General features: G+C 68.9%; 25 protein-coding genes and 1 riboswitch. Of the genes, 13 read left to right on the top strand and 12 right to left on the bottom strand.

Going from position 1 to position 20,106, the window contains the following annotated elements:
• Positions 1–65 precede the first annotated feature (65 nt).
• On the bottom strand, positions 66–875 hold the full coding sequence (locus JOD27_RS43505; protein WP_372441810.1) for a SigB/SigF/SigG family RNA polymerase sigma factor: 810 nt from the start codon (positions 873–875) through the stop codon (positions 66–68).
• Complete coding sequence (locus tag JOD27_RS43500) at positions 872–1,270, bottom strand: ATP-binding protein (RefSeq protein ID WP_307830666.1); 399 nt, start codon at positions 1,268–1,270, stop codon at positions 872–874. The genes JOD27_RS43505 and JOD27_RS43500 overlap by 4 nt, the downstream gene beginning before the upstream one ends.
• 131 nt (positions 1,271–1,401) lie before the next feature.
• Between JOD27_RS43500 and JOD27_RS43495 the strand changes: the two genes are divergently transcribed.
• Positions 1,402–2,079 carry an ATP-binding protein gene (locus tag JOD27_RS43495; protein ID WP_204768251.1) on the top strand — a complete coding sequence of 226 codons (678 nt, stop codon included), beginning with the start codon at positions 1,402–1,404 and terminating at the stop codon, positions 2,077–2,079.
• 19 nt (positions 2,080–2,098) lie between these two features.
• Here JOD27_RS43495 and JOD27_RS43490 read toward each other — a convergent pair whose 3' ends face one another.
• Positions 2,099–2,461 carry an STAS domain-containing protein gene (locus JOD27_RS43490; RefSeq protein ID WP_307830665.1) on the bottom strand — a complete coding sequence of 121 codons (363 nt, stop codon included), beginning with the start codon at positions 2,459–2,461 and terminating at the stop codon, positions 2,099–2,101.
• Positions 2,462–2,604: 143 nt separating this feature from the next.
• The gene (locus JOD27_RS47065) at positions 2,605–3,270 is read right to left on the bottom strand and encodes an ANTAR domain-containing protein (RefSeq protein WP_204768250.1); all 666 of its coding nucleotides are present in this window, start codon (positions 3,268–3,270) and stop codon (positions 2,605–2,607) included.
• A gap of 253 nt (positions 3,271–3,523) precedes the next feature.
• On the opposite strand from JOD27_RS47065, the gene JOD27_RS43480 reads away from it, so the two are divergent.
• The 9 genes from JOD27_RS43480 (at position 3,524) to gcvP (ending at position 11,717) form a co-directional block, all read left to right on the top strand.
• A complete protein-coding gene (locus tag JOD27_RS43480) occupies positions 3,524–3,727 on the top strand; it encodes a hypothetical protein (RefSeq protein ID WP_204768249.1) in 204 nt (67 codons plus the stop codon).
• Positions 3,728–3,837: 110 nt separating this feature from the next.
• Positions 3,838–4,419 (top strand): cardiolipin synthase ClsA, encoded by a 582-nt coding sequence (gene clsA, locus JOD27_RS43475; RefSeq protein WP_204768248.1) that lies wholly within the window; start codon positions 3,838–3,840, stop codon positions 4,417–4,419.
• Positions 4,420–4,461: 42 nt separating this feature from the next.
• On the top strand, positions 4,462–4,845 hold the full coding sequence (gcvH, locus tag JOD27_RS43470; RefSeq protein WP_204768247.1) for a glycine cleavage system protein GcvH: 384 nt from the start codon (positions 4,462–4,464) through the stop codon (positions 4,843–4,845).
• Positions 4,846–4,958: 113 nt separating this feature from the next.
• Positions 4,959–5,414 (top strand): glycogen accumulation regulator GarA, encoded by a 456-nt coding sequence (gene garA, locus JOD27_RS43465; RefSeq protein WP_030468957.1) that lies wholly within the window; start codon positions 4,959–4,961, stop codon positions 5,412–5,414.
• Positions 5,415–5,447: 33 nt separating this feature from the next.
• The gene (gene ftsR / locus JOD27_RS43460) at positions 5,448–6,005 is read left to right on the top strand and encodes a transcriptional regulator FtsR (protein WP_204768269.1); all 558 of its coding nucleotides are present in this window, start codon (positions 5,448–5,450) and stop codon (positions 6,003–6,005) included.
• A gap of 125 nt (positions 6,006–6,130) precedes the next feature.
• Complete coding sequence (locus JOD27_RS43455) at positions 6,131–6,604, top strand: bifunctional nuclease family protein (protein ID WP_030468959.1); 474 nt, start codon at positions 6,131–6,133, stop codon at positions 6,602–6,604.
• A gap of 329 nt (positions 6,605–6,933) precedes the next feature.
• Positions 6,934–7,500, top strand: coding sequence for a MerR family transcriptional regulator (locus JOD27_RS43450; RefSeq protein WP_109637263.1), 567 nt, complete (start codon positions 6,934–6,936; stop codon positions 7,498–7,500).
• Positions 7,501–7,575: 75 nt separating this feature from the next.
• A complete protein-coding gene (locus JOD27_RS43445; protein ID WP_204768246.1) occupies positions 7,576–8,523 on the top strand; it encodes a Clp protease N-terminal domain-containing protein in 948 nt (315 codons plus the stop codon).
• A 56-nt stretch (positions 8,524–8,579) separates the two neighbouring features.
• A riboswitch (glycine riboswitch) is annotated at positions 8,580–8,675 on the top strand.
• A 150-nt stretch (positions 8,676–8,825) separates the two neighbouring features.
• Positions 8,826–11,717, top strand: coding sequence for an aminomethyl-transferring glycine dehydrogenase (gene gcvP, locus JOD27_RS43440; RefSeq protein WP_204768245.1), 2,892 nt, complete (start codon positions 8,826–8,828; stop codon positions 11,715–11,717).
• Positions 11,718–11,762: 45 nt separating this feature from the next.
• On the opposite strand, the gene JOD27_RS43435 is transcribed toward gcvP, so the two are convergent.
• The 4 genes from JOD27_RS43435 to JOD27_RS43420 are packed head-to-tail and all read right to left on the bottom strand — an operon-like array spanning position 11,763 to position 13,611.
• Positions 11,763–11,942, bottom strand: a complete 180-nt coding sequence (locus JOD27_RS43435) for a hypothetical protein (protein ID WP_204768244.1) — start codon at positions 11,940–11,942, stop codon at positions 11,763–11,765.
• A 12-nt stretch (positions 11,943–11,954) separates the two neighbouring features.
• Positions 11,955–12,560, bottom strand: coding sequence for a class I SAM-dependent methyltransferase (locus JOD27_RS43430; RefSeq protein ID WP_204768243.1), 606 nt, complete (start codon positions 12,558–12,560; stop codon positions 11,955–11,957).
• Between the two features lie 11 nt (positions 12,561–12,571).
• Positions 12,572–13,231: a maleylpyruvate isomerase family mycothiol-dependent enzyme gene (locus JOD27_RS43425; protein WP_204768242.1), complete on the bottom strand. Its 660-nt coding sequence runs from the start codon at positions 13,229–13,231 to the stop codon at positions 12,572–12,574.
• A 2-nt stretch (positions 13,232–13,233) separates the two neighbouring features.
• Positions 13,234–13,611: a DUF3224 domain-containing protein gene (locus JOD27_RS43420; protein ID WP_204768241.1), complete on the bottom strand. Its 378-nt coding sequence runs from the start codon at positions 13,609–13,611 to the stop codon at positions 13,234–13,236.
• A 49-nt stretch (positions 13,612–13,660) separates the two neighbouring features.
• On the opposite strand from JOD27_RS43420, the gene JOD27_RS43415 reads away from it, so the two are divergent.
• Both JOD27_RS43415 and JOD27_RS43410 read left to right on the top strand, forming a co-directional pair.
• Positions 13,661–14,632 carry a helix-turn-helix transcriptional regulator gene (locus JOD27_RS43415; protein WP_204768240.1) on the top strand — a complete coding sequence of 324 codons (972 nt, stop codon included), beginning with the start codon at positions 13,661–13,663 and terminating at the stop codon, positions 14,630–14,632.
• Entirely contained in the window at positions 14,620–15,432 is an 813-nt protein-coding gene (locus JOD27_RS43410) for an aldo/keto reductase (RefSeq protein WP_204768239.1), read from the top strand. The genes JOD27_RS43415 and JOD27_RS43410 overlap by 13 nt, the downstream gene beginning before the upstream one ends.
• Here the strand turns inward: JOD27_RS43410 and JOD27_RS47060 are convergent.
• The 3 genes from JOD27_RS47060 to JOD27_RS43395 form a co-directional block, all read right to left on the bottom strand.
• The gene (locus JOD27_RS47060) at positions 15,419–16,507 is read right to left on the bottom strand and encodes a glycosyltransferase (RefSeq protein ID WP_204768238.1); all 1,089 of its coding nucleotides are present in this window, start codon (positions 16,505–16,507) and stop codon (positions 15,419–15,421) included. The two genes, JOD27_RS43410 and JOD27_RS47060, sit on opposite strands and share 14 nt — an antisense overlap.
• Before the next feature lie 252 nt (positions 16,508–16,759).
• Positions 16,760–18,466: a substrate-binding domain-containing protein gene (locus JOD27_RS43400; RefSeq protein ID WP_204768237.1), complete on the bottom strand. Its 1,707-nt coding sequence runs from the start codon at positions 18,464–18,466 to the stop codon at positions 16,760–16,762.
• A gap of 63 nt (positions 18,467–18,529) precedes the next feature.
• A complete protein-coding gene (locus tag JOD27_RS43395) occupies positions 18,530–19,345 on the bottom strand; it encodes a 3-methyladenine DNA glycosylase (protein ID WP_239571647.1) in 816 nt (271 codons plus the stop codon).
• Positions 19,346–19,421: 76 nt separating this feature from the next.
• On the opposite strand from JOD27_RS43395, the gene JOD27_RS43390 reads away from it, so the two are divergent.
• Entirely contained in the window at positions 19,422–19,859 is a 438-nt protein-coding gene (locus tag JOD27_RS43390; RefSeq protein WP_204768235.1) for an iron chaperone, read from the top strand.
• Here JOD27_RS43390 and JOD27_RS43385 read toward each other — a convergent pair.
• Entirely contained in the window at positions 19,856–20,101 is a 246-nt protein-coding gene (locus JOD27_RS43385) for a hypothetical protein (RefSeq protein WP_204768272.1), read from the bottom strand. The genes JOD27_RS43390 and JOD27_RS43385 overlap by 4 nt on opposite strands.
• Positions 20,102–20,106: the final 5 nt, after the last annotated feature.

The raw sequence follows: 20,106 nt of genomic DNA, 5'->3' as shown, positions 1-20,106 counted from the left end.
TTGCACCTCAGGTGGAGAAAGGTTCCCTTCATCGACGGTGAACGTGCGCCGGCGTCAGGTGGCCCTCACTCCTCGAGCACGTCTCGCAGCTGCCGCAACGTCTTCGCCAGCAGCCGCGAGACGTGCATCTGCGAGATCCCGACCTTCTGCGCGATCTGCGTCTGCGTCATGTTCCCGAAGAACCGCATGATCACGATCTTGCGCTCCCGCTCCGGCAGCTTCTGCAGCAACGGGTGCAGCGCCTCCCGCTGCTCGATCATCGCGATCTCGGGATCTTCCTCGCCGATCGTCGAGCCGAGCGAGATGGACGAGTCCTCCGACATCAGCATGTCGTCCAGAGACGCGCTCTGGTAAGCGTTTCCGGCCGCGAGTCCTTCGTGGATCTCGTCGCGCGACAGTCCAAGGTGGTCGGCCAGCTCCGACGGTGTCGGCGCTCTGCCCAGCTGTTGCGACAGCCGCGAGGTGCCCGCGTTGATCGCGAGGTGCAGCTCCTTCAGCCGCCGTGGCATCCGGACCGACCAGCTGGAGTCGCGGAAGTACTTCCGGACCTCGCCCATGATCGTCGGCACGGCGAACGACAGGAAGTCGGAGCCGCGTTCGGGGTCGAACCGGTCGACCGCGTTGATCAGGCCGACCGTCGCGACCTGCACCAGGTCCTCGTGCGGTTCGCCGCGGTGGCCGAACCGGCGCGCGATGTGCTGGGCGACCGGAAGGTGCTCGGTGACCAGCCGGTCGCGCAGCGCGTCTCTCGACGGACCCTCGGGGGTCGCCGCGAGCTCGGCGAACAGCGGGGCCAGGTGGTCGTAATCACCGCCCTGCGAGGTCTTCTTCTCCTCGGCAGGGGAGGTCGTGGTCGCCTCCTCCGAGCCCGTCACGCATCCACCGCCCCTGCCGAGGACTTCACGAGGCCGATGTGGACCACGAACCCTTCGGTCTCCTCGACTCTGGTCTCCACGGAGTCGACGAGCGCGGTCAGCACGCGCCACCCGAAGCTGCCCTCGTCGGGCCCGCCGGCGGACTTCGCGGCGACCTTCGCCGACACCCGGACCGCGCCGGCGGTGTCCACCGCGAAATGACAGCTGAGCACGGCGTCCAGATCGGCCAGCGTGATCAGCGTCGAGCACGTCTCGTCGACGGCGAGCTTCAGGTCCTCGATCGAGTCGAGGTCGAAGTCCTGCCTCATGGCGATGTCCGCCGCGACGGCTCGGACGATGGACAGCTGCGTGGGATCCGCGGCCATCCGCAGTTCGACCCCTGACAATTGCGTCACACCCACCTCGTTGTCCGTTCTGCTGAAGGCCGGCATGTCATTGCCGTACCCGATTCGAATTCGTTTCACACGTGTATTGGCCGCGCCGCCTGGGAAATCACCTGGCAGAGGCAACCCAGGGGAGGAGCGTTGTGCTGGTGCACGAGGACTTCCTGGCCCTCCGCTTCCCCGCAGAAGCACGCGAGGTGGCGCCTGTGCGCCACCAGTTGCGTGAATGGCTGCAGGACAGCGGTTTCGACGACGACGAGGCGAGCGATCTCGTCCTCGCGGTCAGCGAAGCGGTCAACAACTCCGTGGAGCACGCGTACCCGGCGCCCGCGCGGGGCACCGTCGAGGTACGCGCGCAGATCGCGCACGACGGCTCGGTCGGCATCGACGTCACCGACCACGGCCAGTGGCGTGTGCCGCCGCCGGCGCTCACCACGCGCGGCCGGGGACTCCTGCTCATGCGGGAGAGCGTGGACGAGGTCGCGATCAACCGCTCGGCGAGCGGCACGACCGTGCGACTGCGCCGCGCCCGTTCTCCGGTGGCGCTCGGGCCAGGCGCCACACCCGACTGCGAAGTGCACGTGTACGAGACCTCCTCCGGCGTCGTCGCGGTCGTCCGGGGGAACGTGCCCGCGGAGGCCGGACCGTCGCTCAGGCGCACGCTCAGCACGGCCGCACGCGGCGGCACGGTGCCGTTGACCGTCGACCTCACCCGGTTGGGCGAGGACAGGGCCGGTGTGCAGCACGCTCTCCACGCCGTCGCCGAGGCCCTCGAGGCGGCGGGAAACCGCCTCACCGTCCGGACCTCACCGTCCGGATGAACCAGCGCCCGGACGTTCTCTAGGCACTGAGGGCGGCGTCCACGGACTCGTGCACGCTGAACACCTCACCGAGGCCGGTGGCCTCCAGAGGCCGCGTCACCGCCCGCGCGGTGGCCACGACCTTGAGAGCCGCGGACTGCTGCGGCGCCAGCCGCGCCGCTTCCACCAGCACCGCCAGCCCGGCGGAGCCGAGGAAGGTCACGCCGGTCATGTCCACGACAAAAGTGCCGCCGTCCGCAAGGCCGTTGACCAGGGCGTCGCGCAACGCGGGCGCGGACACCATGTCGACCTCGCCGGACACGGCGAGCACCGTGACACCGGCCGCCGGCTGGCTCGCCGACAGTGCGATGGTCTGCTCAGCTCGCGGGTCCTGCACAGTCACTGATGTTCTCCCTCTCGCACCCAGGGAGCCGCTACCGCAGCGGCCCCGACGCGGCTGCTGGCTCAACCGCTGCAGCCCCAACCGTACGGGAGAGGCAGCACCACAGGACAGGTCGAGGAGTCCTTACCCAACGCGATAGTGACTCAAACGTGCAGCGCCTCCCACAACCGTTGCGCCGTGTCGTAGGCGATTTTCGGTGGCATCGTCATGTCGTCGGCGTCCTCCAGCTCCCCGCACGCCACCAGGACCAGCGCTATGGCGATGTCCCGCAGCTTCACGTTGGCGTGCTGGCTCGCCCGCACCATCAGTTCGAAGGCGTCCCCCGGTGGGCACGGCCGGGCTCCCATGAGCAGCCCCTTGGCCTGTTCGATGTAACGCCGGTGCTGCACCATCCGCACCATCTGGTCGGCTCTGAGGACCTCGCCGGCGCAGAACTCGACCACCGCGGCGGCCGTCGCGACGAGCGGCTCGATCTCCTCGATGGCCTTGAGGTCCTCCACCCGCGGCGGGTGGTCCAGGTACACGGTGAGCACCACCGGACCGCCGTTTCCCCAGCTGCCCGGCACCGCCACGACGTCCAGGTCGCCGACCTTGCCGGTTACCTGCCGTTCGTCGCGGGAGGCGTCGACGAGCGGTCCCTCCCGCCGGTCCACCTGGGCCTGGTCCAGCTCTTCCGCGACCCCGACCGCCCTGATCACCGCACCGTCCGGCCACACGCTCAGGCCCACGCCGCGGCAGCCGGGAAGGCGTTCGCACAGGTGCGACATCAACCGGGAGATCAGCTCACCACCGAACTTCACCTGTTCCACCAGCGGAGGTTAGGCCAGACCGATACGTCGCAAACGTTGTGCGGTCGTCGCCGTACGACGAACGGTTGCGTCAGCAATGACCCGTTCATCCGGTCCGCTTCGGGCCCGAACAGCTCGGCGCGCCGTCCGACCCAGTTAACGCTAAGGACCCAAATAGGACACGTGTTCTGAACCACAGTCGGCCAGAATTCGTTCCCAGGGATAACGCCGGAGCCCCGGTGCACGACATCCCTGATGTCACGGAGGGACTGAAATGAGAACCGCCACGGAAGCCCAGCCGCAGCAGGCCGCGGAGCTGCCGACCACGCCGTGCAGCGTGGTGTGGAGCCGGGGTCACGCGTACGTGCTCGAGGGTTTTCGCGCTCGCTGGGTGGGCCGGGACGACCGAGGCCGCCCTCACGCCATCACCGGCGCCGAGATGCAGCGCCGCGGCTGGACATTCACCCAGACGGTCTGACCAAGAAACCCGCAAGAAACGAACTTCCCGCACAGACCCGCAACCAGACGCACAGCGAGCCGTGACGCCATCCGGCAGCCAGTGCGCAGTCACTCGTTTAGAGTGCGGGTGTGCGTGATCCGGCTGATCGCCTGCTGACGATTCCGAACCTGCTCAGCGTGTTGCGGCTGGCCGGTGTTCCGCTCTTCCTGTACCTGTTGCTCGGACCCCGCGCGGACGGCTGGGCGCTGCTCGTCCTCGTCTTCGCGGGGCTTTCCGACTGGCTGGACGGCAAGCTCGCCCGCTGGCTCGACCAGACCAGCAAGCTGGGCGCGCTGCTCGATCCCGCCGCCGACCGCCTGTACGTGTTCTGCACGTTGCTGGCGTTCGTGGTCAGGGACATCGTGCCGCTGTGGATCGCTCTCGTGCTCGTGGGCCGAGAGGTCGTCGTCGGCATCTGCCTGCTCGTCCTGCGTCAGCGGGGCTGGGGCCCGTTCGAGGTCACCTACCTGGGCAAGGCCGCGACTTTCAACCTGCTGTACGCGTTCCCCCTGCTGCTGCTCGCGCAGGGCGACTCCGGCTGGGCGCAGGTCGCCCAGCCGTTCGCCTACGCGTTCACGGCCTGGGGCGGAGCGCTCTACCTGTGGTCGGCGCTGCTGTACGTCTACCAGTTCTTCCTGGCCCTGCGGGTCACTCCCGGCAAGGCCGCGTGAAAAGATCACCCCATACAGGTTCAGCACGAGGAGCGCAGTCAGTTGATTCCCGAGGAGCTTCGCTACACCGAGGAGCACGAGTGGGTCGCCAGCACGGGCGAGAACACCGTGCGCGTCGGCATCACCGACTACGCCCAGGAACAGCTCGGTGACGTGGTCTTCGTCCAGCTGCCCGAGGTCGGCCACACCGTCTCGGCGGGCGACACGTTCGGGGAGGTCGAGTCCACGAAGAGCGTGTCCGACCTCTACTCGCCGCTCGACGGTGAGATCGTCGCCATCAACGACGCGTTGGTGCAGGCACCCGACTCGGTGAACAGCGACCCGTACGGTGAAGGCTGGATGGTCGAGATCCGCGTGAGCGACCCCGAAGCGCTGGAAGGCCTGCTGGACGCGGACGGGTACAAGGCGTTGGTGGAGAAGGAGTGACGTCGATCTTTCGCCGGATCTTCGGCCGGAAGGGGAGCCGCGCTCAGGGCGACGACCCGAACGCGATAGGTTTTACGGGAAGTGACGGATCCAGCAGCAGGAGGAGAGCTCAGGTGAGCACGAACGACGGCCCAGGCGTTCCGCCGGAGCAGTCCCCGGAGCGGACCTCCGTCTTCCGGGCGGACTTCCTCGCAGAGGTCGAAGGCGCCGAGGCGCCCGCGCAGGAGCCGGCCGTTGCCGGCGTCGACGCCCTTCCCGCCGGTTCCGCGCTGCTCGTGGTGAAGCGCGGCCCGAACGCCGGTTCCCGGTTCCTGCTGGACCGCGACACGACGAGCGCAGGGCGCCACCCCGACAGCGACATCTTCCTGGACGACGTGACGGTCTCGCGCCGCCACGCCGAGTTTCGCAGGGAGAGCGGCGAGTTCGTCGTCATCGACGTCGGCAGCCTCAACGGCACCTACGTCAACCGCGAGCCGGTCGACCAGGCCGTCCTCGCGAACGGCGACGAGGTCCAGATCGGCAAGTTCCGTCTCGTCTTCCTGACGGGTCCTGGCTCCGCGGGAGCCTGACGCGTGACGGCCGGGCGGCCACAACGTGGGGGACTGAGCATCGGGGCGGTGCTCTCGCAGCTTCGCCCCGAGTTCCCCGATGTCACCATCTCCAAGATCCGCTTCCTGGAAGCGGAGGGGCTGGTCCGCCCGGCACGCACCACCTCCGGCTACCGCCAGTTCTCCGCGGCGGACGTCGAGAGGCTGAGGTTCGTGCTGTCCGCGCAACGCGACAGGTACCTGCCGCTCAAGGTGATCCGCGACCAGCTCGACTCCGCCCCGGCGGACTCGGGCTCGGTGTCGCGGGCCGATCTGCTGGCCCAGACCGGAATCAGCGCCGAACAGCTCTCCCAGCTGGAACGCGACGGTCTGCTGCGCCCCGGCCCCGGTGGCCGTTTCACCACCGACGACATCACCGCGCTCCGCACTGTCCGGACGATGACCGGACTCGGCGTCGAGCGCGAACACCTGCGCGCGGTTCGCGCTGCAGCGGACCACGAGGTGGTTCTGCTGAAGTCTTTCTCAGATCCCGAGACGGTCCGGGAATTGGCCGACCTGTTCACCTCGTTGCACACGTTGTTGGTGAGAGCGGGTCTGCGGCAATCATCTTGATCACGTTCTGCCCGCAACGATTGAGCACACGGCCCGCTTGGCGGGTAGCGTCGAACGCATACGCCGGGGGATGCTCGGGAGAAGAACCGGGTACTCCCCAACGAGTCAGAGGGAGGCGAGACCCGATGAGCGAGATGCGCGTCGTGGGCGTCCGGGTGGAGCTGCCCCAGAACCAGCCGATCCTCCTGCTGCGCGAAACCGAGGGCGAGCGGTACCTGCCGATCTGGATCGGCTCCGTCGAGGCCACGGCCATCGCTCTCGAACAACAGGGCGTCCGCCCTGCCCGGCCCCTCACCCACGACCTGCTCAAGGACGTCATCGGCGCGTTGGGCCGCAACCTCGAACAGGTGCGCATCACCGACCTGCAGGAGGGCACGTTCTTCGCCGAGCTCGTGTTCGACGGCGACGTGCGGGTGTCCGCGCGGCCCTCGGACTCGGTGGCGCTGGCGTTGCGCGTCGGGGTGCCGATCCACGCGGAGGAGTCCGTGCTGGCCGAGGCGGGCCTCATCATCCCGGACGAGCAGGAGGACGAGGTGGAGAAGTTCCGCGAGTTCCTCGACTCGGTCTCGCCGGAGGACTTCCGCGGAGCGGACACATAGGCACTGCCGGGGCGCTGACACCTGATTTGCTGGGTGTCGCTGTCCGTCTCGTTTGGAATCGGCGTAACCCCTCCAAATGTCGCTCTTTCGGGCTACTTTCCGCTCGATTTGCTCGCTAAACGATCACTAAACGTCACCTGAACGTCCCACTTCGGGTGACGGTATGACTCTCTACCTGAGGTTGAGGGTCGACACTCCCCGCGCGTCGCGTTGACCTGCCCTCTGACCGGTCTTACCGTCGAACTCGAGTGGACGTCGCTGGTTTGCGCGAGCTGACGTAGCGGCTTGACGGCCATCGATTTCGTGGCCGTTGGCGAGGGGAGGCAGGCGTGGTCGAGGAAGCGCCCGTTCGGGCCGAATCCGGGCAGCAAGGTGAGCTGTTCCCGGACTCCTCGCTGCCGGACGAACTCGTCGGCTACCGGGGGCCCGCGGCGTGCCAGATCGCGGGGATCACCTACCGGCAGCTCGACTACTGGGCCAGGACCGGCCTCGTCGCTCCGACGGTGCGGATGGCACACGGTTCAGGCAGCCAACGGCTGTACTCCTTCAAGGACATCCTGGTCCTGAAGGTCGTCAAACGACTCCTGGACACCGGGGTCTCGCTGCAGAACATCAGGGTCGCGGTCGACCACCTGCGCCGCCGCGGCGTGCAGGACCTGGCGAAGATCACGCTGTTCTCGGACGGCACGACCGTCTACGAGTGCACGTCGCCGGAAGAGGTCGTCGACCTGCTGCAGGGCGGTCAGGGCGTGTTCGGCATCGCGGTCTCCGGCGCCATGCGGGAGATCAGCGGCACGATCCACGAGTTCCCTGCCGAACGCGCGGACGGCGTCGAGATCGCTCCCATGACGGAGGACGAGCTGGCCCGTCGCCGCCGCGAGCGCGCGACCGGCTGATCGTGGCCGACTGGCCGTCCCGTGTGGCCGGTCGGCAGAAGCGTGCGGATCGCGCTGTTCCCTAGCGTCGAGCTCGTGATTTGCACACCCTCCTGGCAGGTTCTGAAGGTGCTGGCCGACGCGGTGCGGCAGGCGTCGCGGCTCGAGTCCGGCTTCGTCGGCACCGAGCACCTGCTGATCGCCCTGGCGGACTCGATCGGCCGCGGCCGCAGGCTCGGCGTCAAGTCGGTGCGGGCACAGGCGATGGCCAGGGACTGGACCGGTGACGAGGGTGGCGCGGCCCTGTCCGGCCCGGACGTCACCGCGCTGATGCGCACTGCCCACCACCACACGCACATCGAGTCCGTGCTGCCGGTGAGTTGTGCCTTGGACGGGTGTTTGCGAGCGGCGATCGCCGAGGCCGGCGACGGCGTGCTGACCACGACCCATCTCTCGGTGGCGTTGCTGTCGCGGCCGACCGGACGCGCCGCCGACCTGTTCAGCGTTCTCCGCGTGGACACCGAGGCCACGATCGAGGCCGTGCGGCAGGCCGCGGAACCGGAAGACTCTTCTGCGGTGTGGCTGCTGCGCCAGGCTGGGGCGTTGGCGGGCGAGTCCGGTAGCGGCACCATGCGGTGGCTGACGCGGTTCGTCATGCGTCGCCAGAGCACGGGCGGACCGGTGCTGAACGTCGTGCGAATGGAGGCGAAGAGGTTCGCGGTGGCCGCTGGGCGTCAGGAAACGGCGGCGGACCTGGTGGCGGCGGTGCTCGCGGTCGACCACCAGCTGACTGCTGCCGGGCGGCGGTTGCGGCAGGAGTTCTCCTCCGGCGGGGCGGCGGCGCTGCGGGCGGCCGGAGTGGACCCGGCCACGTTGCCTGCCGCGACCGGCGCCGGGGTCGAGCGGTTCATCGAGGGCGCCAAGCTCGTCGCGGCCCGGCGCGGCGACGACGTGGTGGGGACTTCACACTTGCTGGTCGCGTTGCGGGACGACCTGCTGGACCCCGTCGGCAGGGTGCTGCGAAGTCTCGCGGTTGAGACGTAGGTCGCGTCTCTGGGTACTAGGGGGGCTGCCTGCGGGTATTCTTCGCGGGTAGTCGCTGAACTCAGGCGGGAGAGACCGGGTTTCGAGCCCGGCGCCGAAGGAGCAAATCCCTCCCCGGGAACCTCTCAGGCACCCAGGACCGCGTGAGTGAGACGCCTCTGGAAAGTGGATCTCCCGAGATCCCGCCGACGGTGAAAGCCCTGGTTCGCGCCGGGGTGAACCTCTCAGGCGCCCGTGTAGCGGGTACGGACAGAGTGGGGAGGGCACAGGACACGTGTGCCCGCAGCCCCCGGAGGCGTTTGATGACGCAGGACCGCATTCCGCTCGCCGCTCTCGAGCACGGCACCCCGTTCGCCGACCGCCACGTCGGTCCGCGGCCGGCCGAGCTCGCGCGCATCCTCGACGTCATCGGCGTCGGCTCGCTGGAGGAGCTGGCGCAGCACGCGGTGCCGTCGTCCATCCACGAGCGCGACCTCGTGCTCGACCTGCCCGTCCCCGCCACCGAGACAGAGGCGCTCGCCGAGCTGCGTGAGCTCGCGTCCCAGAACCGGCCGATGACGCAGATGATCGGCCTCGGCTACTACGACACCGTGACGCCGGGCGTGATCCTGCGCAACGTCCTGGAAAGCCCGGCCTGGTACACCGCGTACACGCCGTACCAGCCGGAGATCTCGCAGGGCCGGCTGGAGGCGTTGCTGAACTTCCAGACGATGGTCGGCGACCTGACCGGCCTGCCGGTGGCGAACGCGTCCATGCTGGACGAGTCGACCGCGGCCGCCGAGGCGATGACGCTGGTGCGCCGCGCCGGTCGGTCGAAGTCGAACAAGTTCGTCGTCGACGCGGACACGCTGCCGCAGACGCTGGCCGTCATCGAGACGCGCGCCGAGCCGCTCGGCATCGAGATCGTCGTCGCCGACCTGTCGCAGGGCATCGAGGGTCTCGGCCTGGGCGGTGACTTCTTCGGAGTGCTGCTGTCGTACCCCGGCGCGTCCGGTGTGGTGCGCGACCAGGCCGCGTTGATCGAAGAGATCCACGCCGCCGGTGCGCAGGCCGTCGTCGCCGCCGACCTGCTCGCGCTGACGCTGCTGCGCCCGCCGGGTGAGATCGGCGCGGACGTCGTCGTCGGCACCACCCAGCGCTTCGGCGTTCCGATCGGCTTCGGTGGCCCGCACGCCGGGTACATGGCCGTCCGATCCGGTTTGGAGCGTCAGCTGCCCGGCCGTCTCGTCGGTGTCTCGGTCGACGCCGACGGCTCGCTGGCCTACCGCCTCGCGCTGCAGACGCGTGAGCAGCACATCCGCCGCGAGAAGGCCACGTCGAACATCTGCACCGCGCAGGTGCTGCTGGCCGTGATCGCGTCCATGTACGCCGTCTACCACGGCCCCGAGGGTCTGCGGGCGATCGCGACGCGCGTGCACCGCCTGGCCACCGTGCTCGCCACGGGTCTGTGCGAGGCCGGTCTGGACGTCGTGCACGGCGAGTTCTTCGACACCGTCCAGGTGCGCGTCGAGGGCCAGGCCGCCGCGGTGGTCGAGAAGGCTCGTGCCGCGGGCATCAACCTGCGTCAGGTCGACGCCGACGTCGTGGCGATCGCGTGCGACGAGAAGACCACGCGTGCGCACATCCTCGCGGTGTGGGAAGCCTTCGGTGTCACGGGGTCCGATGTGGACGCGATCGACGCCGACACCGCCGACGGCATCCCCGCCGACCTGCGCCGCACGTCGGACTACCTGACGCACCCGGTGTTCCACGCGCACCGCTCGGAGACGGCGCTGCTGCGTTACCTGCGTGCGTTGTCGGACAAGGACGTCGCGCTCGACCGCAGCATGATCCCGCTCGGCTCCTGCACGATGAAGCTGAACGCCACCGCGGAGATGGAGTCCATCACGTGGCCGGAGTTCTCCGGCCTGCACCCGTTCGCCCCGGTCGAGGACGCTCGCGGTCTGCTGAAGATCGTCTCCGACCTGGAGGCGTGGCTGGCCGAGGTCACCGGCTATGACGCGGTGTCGCTGCAGCCCAACGCCGGTTCGCAGGGTGAGTTCGCCGGTCTGCTGGCGATCCGCGCGTACCACCGCGCGAACGGCAACGCCGACCGCGACGTCTGCCTGATCCCGTCGTCCGCGCACGGCACCAACGCCGCGTCCGCCGTCATGGCCGGCATGCGGGTCGTCGTCGTGAAGTGCGACGACAAGGGCAACATCGACATGGGTCACCTGCGCGAGACCGTCACCGAGCACGCCGACGACCTCGCCGCAATCATGATCACCTACCCGTCGACCCACGGCGTGTACGAGGACACGGTCCGCGAGGTCTGCGGCCTGGTCCACGACGCGGGCGGCCAGGTGTACGTCGACGGCGCGAACCTCAACGCGTTGATCGGCCTCGCCCGCTACGGCAAGTTCGGCTCGGACGTCTCGCACCTGAACCTGCACAAGACGTTCTGCATCCCGCACGGCGGCGGTGGCCCCGGCGTCGGCCCGATCGGCGTGCGTTCGCACCTCGCGCCGTTCCTGCCGAACCACCCGCTGCAGCCCACCGCGGGCCCGGAGACGGGCGTGGGCCCGATTTCCGCCGCCCCGTGGGGTTCCGCGTCGATCCTGCCGATCTCGTGGGCCTACGTGCGGATGATGGGCGGCGACGGTCTGCGCCGCGCGACCCTGACCGCCGTGGCGGCCGCGAACTACGTGGCGCGTCGTCTCGACGAGCACTACCCGGTCCTCTACACCGGTGAGGGCGGCTTCGTGGCCCACGAGTGCATCCTCGACCTGCGCCCGATCACCAAGGCCACCGGCGTGACGGTCGACGACGTGGCGAAGAGGCTGGCGGACTACGGCCTGCACGCCCCGACGATGTCGTTCCCGGTCGCCGGCACCCTGATGGTCGAGCCCACCGAGTCCGAGGACCTCGGCGAGATCGACAGGTTCATCGACGCCATGATCGCCATCAAGCGCGAGATCGACCGCGTGGGCGCGGGCGAGTGGCCCGTCGAGGACAACCCGCTGCGCAACGCCCCGCACACCGCGGCCTGTGTGACGGTCGGCGAGTGGAACCACCCGTACACCCGCGAGGAGGCCGTCTACCCGGCAGGCACGGGTGCTCCGAAGATCTGGCCGCCGGTCCGCCGCATCGACGGTGCGAAGGGCGACCGCAACCTGGTCTGCTCCTGCCCGCCGCTCTCGGCCTACGGCAGCTGATCTGGGTAGAAGGGACAGGGGCGCACTCGGGGGTGCGCCCCTTTCTCATGCACCGGCAGGGCAGACCGGGTCGCCGCAGTCCTCGTCCTCAGCAGCGCCCGGCTTGTGCAGGTCGTGCTCGAACGCGAAGTGGAAGCACTCGAAGTGCATCCGCTCGAAGATCTCGTAGTCTTCCTGGCTCAGCTCGACGGCCTCGCCGCACCGCTGGCAGATCTGGTCACTCACCGGCAGATGGTCTCATTCGCGCCGGGCGAAGACGACCGCGCCGTCCTCGCCGAGCAGCCACTGCGCCTCGACGGTGAACCCGGCCTCCCGCAACCACTCCGCGACGCGCTCCGGCCGGCGGAGATGAACGTGCACCCGCATCGGATGTCCGCCGTAGCCCTGCGTCTTCAGCCGCGTCTCGTCGCCGACGTGGAAGCCGACCTGCAGCAACCCGTTGGGCCGCAGCGCTTCCCGGAAGTGGCCGAACACGGTGGGCACCACGTCGTCCGGCACGTGGATCAACGACCACCAGGCGATGATCCCGCCGACCGGCTCGGGGAGCGGCTCGGTCATCGACCCCACCTCGAACCGCAGCCCGGGATGGCTGCGCCGAGCCAGTTCGATCATCGCGGGGGAGAGGTCGATCCCGAACGCGTCGACCCCCAGCTCGTGCAGCCGCGCCGTGATGGTGCCCGGCCCGCACCCGACGTCGGCGACGGGCCCGCGCACCTGCTCCGCGAACAACCGCAGCGCCGCCCGCAGATGCGGCAGCCCGGCCAGCAGATCCCGCGTGCGGTCGGCGTAACTGACAGCCACCGTGTCGTACGAGTTCCTCGTGTCGATCAGCCAGTCGCTCACGCCGGGGCAAGTTACTCCTCGAACGGCTCCGGCCGGTGCCGCCCGAACAACGCGAGTGAGGACATCCAGGTGTCCGGATCCCCGTCCCAGTCCAGCGCCTTGATCTGGTCCACCGACCGCCGCCCGCCGATGGCCCGCATCAGCTCGAACGACGTGGTCCGCAACGTCCCGGCCGGCTCACCGGCCCCGAGCACCCGATCGCCGTGCTCCAGCGAGATCCGCAACGCGGGCACGGAGTTCTCCCGCATCCGCTGATCCAGCTGCTGCAACGGTTTCGTCAACGCCGCCCGCACGGCGACGCCGTCGCGGTCGCCGGGCACGTCGAGCGCCGCGCGGAGATCGTGCTCGTGCTGCACCACCTCGGAGATCAGCACGGACCCCATCGGCGTGTCGAACAACGGCTCCGCGAGCTCCCTGTTCGCGTCCCACTCGGCGAAGGCGTCGTCCAGCGAGTTGGCGCGCCGGTCGCGGACCTGCCGCTCGCCCCACTCGCCCGACTCGACACCGTCGAACCGGCGGTCCACGAAATCACGCAGACCGCCGGCGAGGTGCGCCACCACGTCCTTGACCGACCAGCCGGGGGTCGCCGCCACCGGCGTCTGCGGATCTCTGTCCCGAACCAGCTCGGTGATCCGCTGCTTGGTCGCGTCGTAGACGGGGGCGTTGGTCATCGTCAGACCTCATAGTCCAGGCTGTAGGTGGCGCTGCCATCCTCCGCCCAGTCGATCGTCGCCGCACCTCGCGCGCCCGCGTAGGCGCCGGTGCCGTCCAGGATCTCGATCACGGCCTCGACGCCGGTGCGATACGCGCCGACGTGCCGCAGCACCAGCGTGCCCTCGTCGGTCGTGATCTCCTCCAACGCCGTCGTCCACGCCACGTCGTCGCCGTAGGACATGAGGTAGCGGCAGTTCCCGATGCCGTTGACGTCGCCCGTGTAGACGAACTGGACGTGTGCCTCGGTGAGCTTGCGTCCCTCGACCTCCTTGTAGGGACGGCCGTCCCAGGTGTTCTCGTCCCAGCTCTTCACTTCGATGGTTCCGGTTGCCTTCATGCGGACCACTCTGCTGGCAGATCCTGACAGTTCGTGTCAGGTTTAGAAGATGAAGTCCAGCCGGCTCATCCAGGTCCTCCTGCTCCTCCAGTCGAGGGGTCGGATGACGGCGGACGAACTGGCCACCGAACTCGAGGTCTCGCCCCGCACTATCTACCGCGACATCGAGTCCCTGAGCGGCGCCGGCATCCCCGTCTACGCCGACCGCGGTCCCAGCGGCGGCTACCAGCTAATCGACGGCTACCGCACCCGCCTGACCGGCCTGACCGGCGCCGAGGCCCAGTCGCTCTTCCTGGCAGGCCTGCCGGGACCCGCGGAGGAGCTGGGCCTCAAGGAGTTCGCCGCCGCGGCCCAGCTCAAGCTCCTCGCCGCGCTGCCGACGGAACTGCGTTCGCGTGCCGAGCAGATCCGCCAGCGCTTCCACCTGGACACCCCGACGTGGTTCCGCGGCGACGAACCCACCGACCACCTCGCCACGATCGCCGACGCGGTGTGGGAGCAGCGTCGCGTGCGCATGACCTACCAGCGCTGGGGCAACCAGACCGTCGCGCGCGAGGTCGACCCGTACGGTCTGGTCCTGAAGGCCGGCACCTGGTACTTCGTCGGCAGCGGCCGCACCTACCGCGTGTCCCGCGTCCAAGCCCTGCAGGCCCTCGACGCCACCTTCGACCGGCCGGAGGACTTCGACCTGGCGCGGTACTGGGCCGAGTGGTCGGAGCAGTTCGAGGCACGCATGTACGGCGAGCGCGTCGTCGTCCGCATGACCCAGACGGGCCTCGACAAGACCCAGTACCTGCTGAGCGGCCACCAGGCGCGTGTCATCAGGGAGATGGCGCCAAAACCGGGCGAGGAGTTCGGTTTCCCCACCGAATCGACTCGTCACGCCGTCGCTGACCTGCTCAAATTCGGCCCGGACGTGGAGGTGATCGCTCCAAACGAGTTGAGACACGAAATCATCGACACCATCAAGGCGATGCAGGACGTCTACAACGATGCCAAGCTACGCGCATGGTTCCGCTGATCTCGTTGAACAACGGAGTACGGATCCCGCAACTCGGCTTCGGCGTCTTCCAGGTGCCGGAGGACCAGGTGGCCGGTGCGGTCACGACCGCGATCGAAGCCGGCTACCGCAGCATCGACACCGCCGCCGCCTACCGCAACGAGTCCGGAGTCGGCGACGCCATCGCCGGCGTCCCCGACCTGTTCATCACGACCAAGCTGTGGAACTCCGACCAGGGCTACGACTCGACCCTGCGCGCGTTCGACGAGAGCATGCGCCGCCTGCGCCGCGACGTGCTCGACCTCTACCTCATCCACTGGCCGACCCCGTCCCGCGACCTGTACACCGAGACCTGGCGCGCGTTCGAGCAGCTCTATGCCGACGGCCGCGTGCGCGCCATCGGCGTCTCGAACTTCCACACGCCACACCTGCAGCGGCTCTTCGACGAGTTCCCGACCACCCCGGCGGTGAACCAGATCGAGCTGCACCCGTTGCTGCAGCAGGAAGAGATGCGCAAGGTCCACGTCACGCACCGCATCGTGACCGAGGCCTGGTCACCGCTGGCCCAGGGCGCGTTGCTGAACAAGCCCGACATCACCGCCCTGGCCGAGAAGTACGACAAGACCCCGGCCCAGATCGTGCTGCGCTGGCACATCCAACTCGGCAACGTCGTGATCCCGAAGTCCGTCACGCCCTACCGGATCAAGGAGAACATCGACATCTTCGACTTCGAACTGGCCCCCGACGACATGACGGTCATCGCCGAACTGGACAACGGCACCCGAACCGGCCCGGACCCGGACCGCTTCAACGTCGCCTGAGCACCTCGACCAGCTCCGCGGCCCTGGCCGCGCCACCGGCAGCCTTGACCTGCCGCCCCAGCTCCTCGGCACGCTCCCGGTGGCGCGGCTCCGACAGCACCTGATCGACCGTCTTCCTGAGTCCCTCCGGCCTCCTCCTGGCGATTCCGGCCCCCGCCCGCACCACCCGTCGCGCCACCTGAGGCTTGTCCAGCGACCCCGGCACCACGACGAGCGGCACCCCAGCCTCGATCGCGGCGAGCACCCCACCCCACCCGCCGTTGGTGATCATCACGTCGGTCCGCGGCAGCAACAGGTCGTGCGGGATGAACTCAGCGGCCCTGACGTTGTCCGGCAACTTCCCGAGCGTGGTGATGGCCGCACCCCCGGTCGTTGCCACCACCAGCGCGTCGTGCCCGGCCAGCTCCTCGATCGCGGGCTTCAACAGGTCGTCCGCGCCGGTTTCCAGCGTCCCCTGCGTCACGTGCACAACGGTGCGGTTGTCGAGGTCCGGCCACCACTCGGGCAGTGCGGTCGGCTTCGGCGGGCTGATCAACCTCCCGACGAACCGGACCTGGTGTGGTGGGTGCACGGTCTCCAGCGCGGGAACCCCTTGTGCTATCACGAGTTCCGGTGAGTAGAAGGCCTCCAGCGCGCCGGGCTTCGGCTTCAGGCCGACCTCCGCGCGCATGCGGGTGAACATCCCGTCGACGATCAACCCTGACACGAGCCTGGCCAGCGGTCTGCTGACCACCAGCGGTGTGACCGCGACCGTCACCCACGGCACCTGCCTGATCTCGGCGGCCAGCGCGGCCCCGAACGCCAGGTGATCCGTCACGACGAGGTCGAAGCCGGTCTCCAGGACGTCCCGTGCCTGTGCGGCTCCCGTGCCGATCAGCACGTCGCGGAAGTTCGCGAAGTCGGCCCGCATGCCCTTGCCGTCCTTGACGCTCGGGAACACCTTGGCGAGGTCGGCGTCGTCGAAGTCGGGCGCGTGGCTCCACGGCAGCCACTCGGCGCCTTCGAACTTGTGGCGGTACTTCGCGCCCGTGTGGACCACGACGTGGTGGCCGCGCTTGACGAGTTCGTTCGACACCGCAGCCATTGCGCCTACGTGGCCGGCGAACGGCATTGAGGCGACCAGAATCCTTGCTTCCCCCATGCGGGAGCAACGACCGCCGTGGCTGCACGGTTCCCCTGCGGCTGCACGGTTCCCCTGCGCGGCTGCACAGTGCCCGATGGCCGCGCAGTGCCCGATGGCCGCGCAGTGCCCGATGGCCGCGCACCACACACACGGCGTCGGCCGGGTTCCCCCAATTTCAATCCTAGGGAGCTGGTCTGACAGCGGTCAGGCCTTCGTCGACAACACCTGACCGAGCGCCGCATCGATCCCGTCAGCGTTCTCCACCACAGACACCGACCCACCAGTCGTCTGCGCGATGTCAGTCAACGCATCCTTGTCGACCTCACCACCGATAGCGATGAAGCTGACCGCCAGATCCTCGCCGTGCAGCCGACTCTTCAGCGCCGCCAGGTCGATCCCACCGTCCGAGGTACCGTCGGTGATCACCACGACCCGGTTGATCCGCCCAGCCACAAACCCGTCGTGCGCCGTCTCGTAGCAGGCCGCCAACGACGTGTAGAGCTGCGAACCGTCAGAAGTCTTGAGCCCGTCGATCGAACGACGCAACGCATCGCGCTTCTCCGTCACCGCCCCGGTCGCGACCAGCTGCTTGTAAGGCTTCGACCCGTCCAGATCGCGCGCGAACTCCCAGAGCCCGAACGACCCGGACACCGATCTGTCGACCTGACCGCGCAGCGCGGCCTTCACCTTGTCCAGCCGGGGTTTCATCGACGTCGACACGTCGGTCAGCACCGTCACGACCTGCCCGCCGCGGTCCGCCGACGCCCAGGCCGACGAGATCTGCTGCGTGGTGGTCGCGTCCGCGGCGACGAGGTTCTCCGTGACGGCGGCCCAGGCGATGCCGGGGGAGGGCGACGGACGGTTCTGAGTGGACTCGACCCGCAGTCCGCCGGATGCGAGGATCTTCTGCTGTGCGGGCTGGGTCATGAACTCGCGGAACGCCTGCGCCGCACGCACTTCCGCCTCCCCGACCTCCGGGCCTCCCAACGCGATGTACGGGAAGTCCGCCACCGGCGTGGGACCGACCGGGAGCACGCCCACGAGCGGCTTCGACGGCGCTTCCTTGCCGGTGTTGTGCTTGTAGAGGTCCACTTCGGACACTGGAGTGACGCTGAAGCCTGCCGCGTTCACCGTCGCGCTGTCACCCAGGCGCCGCAACGCCTCGCGCGTCGTCGGCGGCACCTCTGGCGGGACCGTGGCGGCGAGCTTCGTCAGCTTCGCCTTCGACGCCTCGGAGCCCAGCGACTCCGCCGTCACCGGTCCCTTGCCGTCCGCCAGCGCCGACTGGATCGCGAGGGCGGACGCCGTGTTCGCGGCCGGGTCGGGCATCGCGACGCTGAACCGGCCCCACGACTGGCCGAACTTGCTCCAGTCCGTCACCTCCGGCAGGTTCGACCAGCGGAAGTCCTTCAGCACGGGCGCCGCCGCCTCCGGTGCCGCCAGCAGCACCGGTGAGGTCCCGACCGACTTGGGCGCCGCCCCGACGAGCTTCGCGTTGAGCGCGCTCAGCCGGTTCGCCCACAGCGTCGAGTCGGGCAGCCACGCGTGCGGCCGCCCGCCGAGCTTGTCCGAGTCCCACTTCGTCGTCAGGCCGTCCAGCACGGCCGCCGAGTCCGCCGACGTCACCTCGATGGCGATGCAGTGGTCGTAGACGACGGGCCGCGTGGCGCTCCATGCGCGCGCGACGTCCGCAACGGCCCCGGCGACACTCGGCGTCGCGGCGACGCGCAGCACCGAGTTGCCCTCGCTGCAGTTCTGGGCCAACGCCCTGGCGCGGCTGTCGAGCACCCCGCCGGCCCACGAGAAGACGAGCCAGCCGAGGCCGATCAGTACGACGAACACGACGATGAGCACGGGCCACTTGGCGATCCCGCGCCGCACCCTCGCCCGCAGCGCGCGGTGTCGAGACATCGATCCCTCACAACTACTCAGCGGCCCCCGACGACCGCCAATCACGCTAACAGGTGAACTCCGTCAGCGAAGTGAAGTCACTGTAAGTATCGACTGGCACACGAAGACGAGCCGTTCTCGCAACGGTCGCGCCCGCTCGGCGAACGCAGCCTGCCGGCGCGCGTACTCCGCCCGGCCGTCCGCGGTCTCGATCGGCACCGGTTCGTACCCGAGCCGCGCCAGGTCGTACGGCGATGCCTGCATGTCGAGTTCCCGCACGTCAGCGGCCAGTTCGAAGCAGTCGGCGACCAGGTCGGACGGGGTGGCGGGCTCCATCTTGTAGGCCCACTTGAAGAGGTCCATGTTCGCGTGCAAGCACCCCGGCTGCTCGTTCGCGACCTGGTCCTCCCGCGTCGGCTGGATGGTGTTGCGCGGCCGCGCGGGCTGCGTGAAGAACCGGAACGCGTCGAAGTGCCCGCACTGGATCCGGCTGGTCTCCACCACCCGATCGGTCCCCTCACTGCCGAGCCGCAGCGGCCACGCGTTGTGCCTGATCTCCTCGGGCTCCTGCCGGTAGACCATCGCCCATTCGTGCAACCCGAAACACCCGAGCCGCGCCGGCCTGCTCAGCGTCGCCGTGAGCAGCGCCTGCACGAACTCCACGGTCTTCGCCCGCTGCCCGAGGAAGCCGTCCACGTCCAGCGTGACGCCGTCCGCCGTGGCCTTGTAGTGCGGAAACTCCAGGTACTCTGCCGCGTCCTCCAGCACGACGCCCGGCCCCGGATGCCACCGTTCCAGCCGCACGGGCCGATGGCTGTAGTACGTGAAGAGGAAGTCCATCACCGGATGCTTCTCCTTGCGAAGCTTCCGTTCCTGGTGGGGACCCGTGAACCGGCGCATACGAGCGACGTGCGCCTCGCGTAGTTCGTGCCATTGGGCTCGGGTCAGGACCTCCACGAGCGATTACCGTACGCGCATGGTGCAGAGCAAAGCCTCGACGGTCGCCGAGTACCTCGCCGAACTGCCTGATCAGCGGCGCGCCGAGGTCACCGCTGTGCGCGACGTCATCCTCGCCCACCTCCCCGACGGCTACGTCGAGGGCATGCTGTGGGGAATGATCACCTGGTACGTGCCGCTGGAGGTGAGCGGCCCGACCTACAACAAACAGCCCCTCAGCTACGTGGCCCTGGCCGCCCAGAAGAACTACTTCTCCGTCTACCTCACCACCGTGAACGGCCCCGGCGAGGAGTCGTTCCGCGCCAGGTACGCGACCACCGGCAAGAAGCTCGACATGGGCAAGTCGTGCGTCCGCTTCAAACGCTCCTCGGACCTGGCCCTCGACGTGATCGGCGAGGAGATCGCCCGCATGCCGGTCAGCGACTTCCTCGCCTGGCACCGAGCGAACGGCAGCTAGAGCGGCGGCACCAGCCCGTTGAACGTCCGCGCGCCGCTGCAGTGCGGGCACTCCCGCCCGTTGTCCACGGTCCGCGGCGCGCCCCCGATGATCGCGAGCGTGGGCGCCGCGATGTAGCTAGCCCCGCCGCACAGGTGGCACACCGTGCGCGGTTCGGGCGTGACGGCGAAGAGGTCGTCGGCGTCTTCCTCGTCCTCGAAGTCGTCGTCCTCGGCGAACTCGTCCGCGTCGTCCTCGCTCATACCGA

The sequence above is a fragment of the Lentzea nigeriaca genome (genome assembly GCF_016907955.1).
Taxonomy (GTDB): domain Bacteria; phylum Actinomycetota; class Actinomycetes; order Mycobacteriales; family Pseudonocardiaceae; genus Lentzea; species Lentzea nigeriaca.
The sequence above is the reverse complement of the archived record's forward strand: the minus strand, read 5'-3'. Positions and strand labels throughout refer to the sequence as shown.

Coding starts and splice junctions, on each gene's coding strand:
- JOD27_RS43425 (WP_204768242.1), bottom strand. CDS start 13,231: ATGACCAACGCCCCCGTCTACGACGCGACCAAGCAGCGGATCACCGAG.
- JOD27_RS43455 (WP_030468959.1), top strand. CDS start 6,131: ATGAGCGAGATGCGCGTCGTGGGCGTCCGGGTGGAGCTGCCCCAGAAC.
- JOD27_RS43395 (WP_239571647.1), bottom strand. CDS start 19,345: ATGCGCCGGTTCACGGGTCCCCACCAGGAACGGAAGCTTCGCAAGGAG.
- JOD27_RS43480 (WP_204768249.1), top strand. CDS start 3,524: ATGAGAACCGCCACGGAAGCCCAGCCGCAGCAGGCCGCGGAGCTGCCG.
- JOD27_RS43410 (WP_204768239.1), top strand. CDS start 14,620: ATGGTTCCGCTGATCTCGTTGAACAACGGAGTACGGATCCCGCAACTC.
- JOD27_RS43415 (WP_204768240.1), top strand. CDS start 13,661: ATGAAGTCCAGCCGGCTCATCCAGGTCCTCCTGCTCCTCCAGTCGAGG.
- JOD27_RS43390 (WP_204768235.1), top strand. CDS start 19,422: ATGGTGCAGAGCAAAGCCTCGACGGTCGCCGAGTACCTCGCCGAACTG.
- gcvP (WP_204768245.1), top strand. CDS start 8,826: ATGACGCAGGACCGCATTCCGCTCGCCGCTCTCGAGCACGGCACCCCG.
- JOD27_RS43420 (WP_204768241.1), bottom strand. CDS start 13,611: ATGAAGGCAACCGGAACCATCGAAGTGAAGAGCTGGGACGAGAACACC.
- JOD27_RS43385 (WP_204768272.1), bottom strand. CDS start 20,101: ATGAGCGAGGACGACGCGGACGAGTTCGCCGAGGACGACGACTTCGAG.
- JOD27_RS43400 (WP_204768237.1), bottom strand. CDS start 18,466: ATGTCTCGACACCGCGCGCTGCGGGCGAGGGTGCGGCGCGGGATCGCC.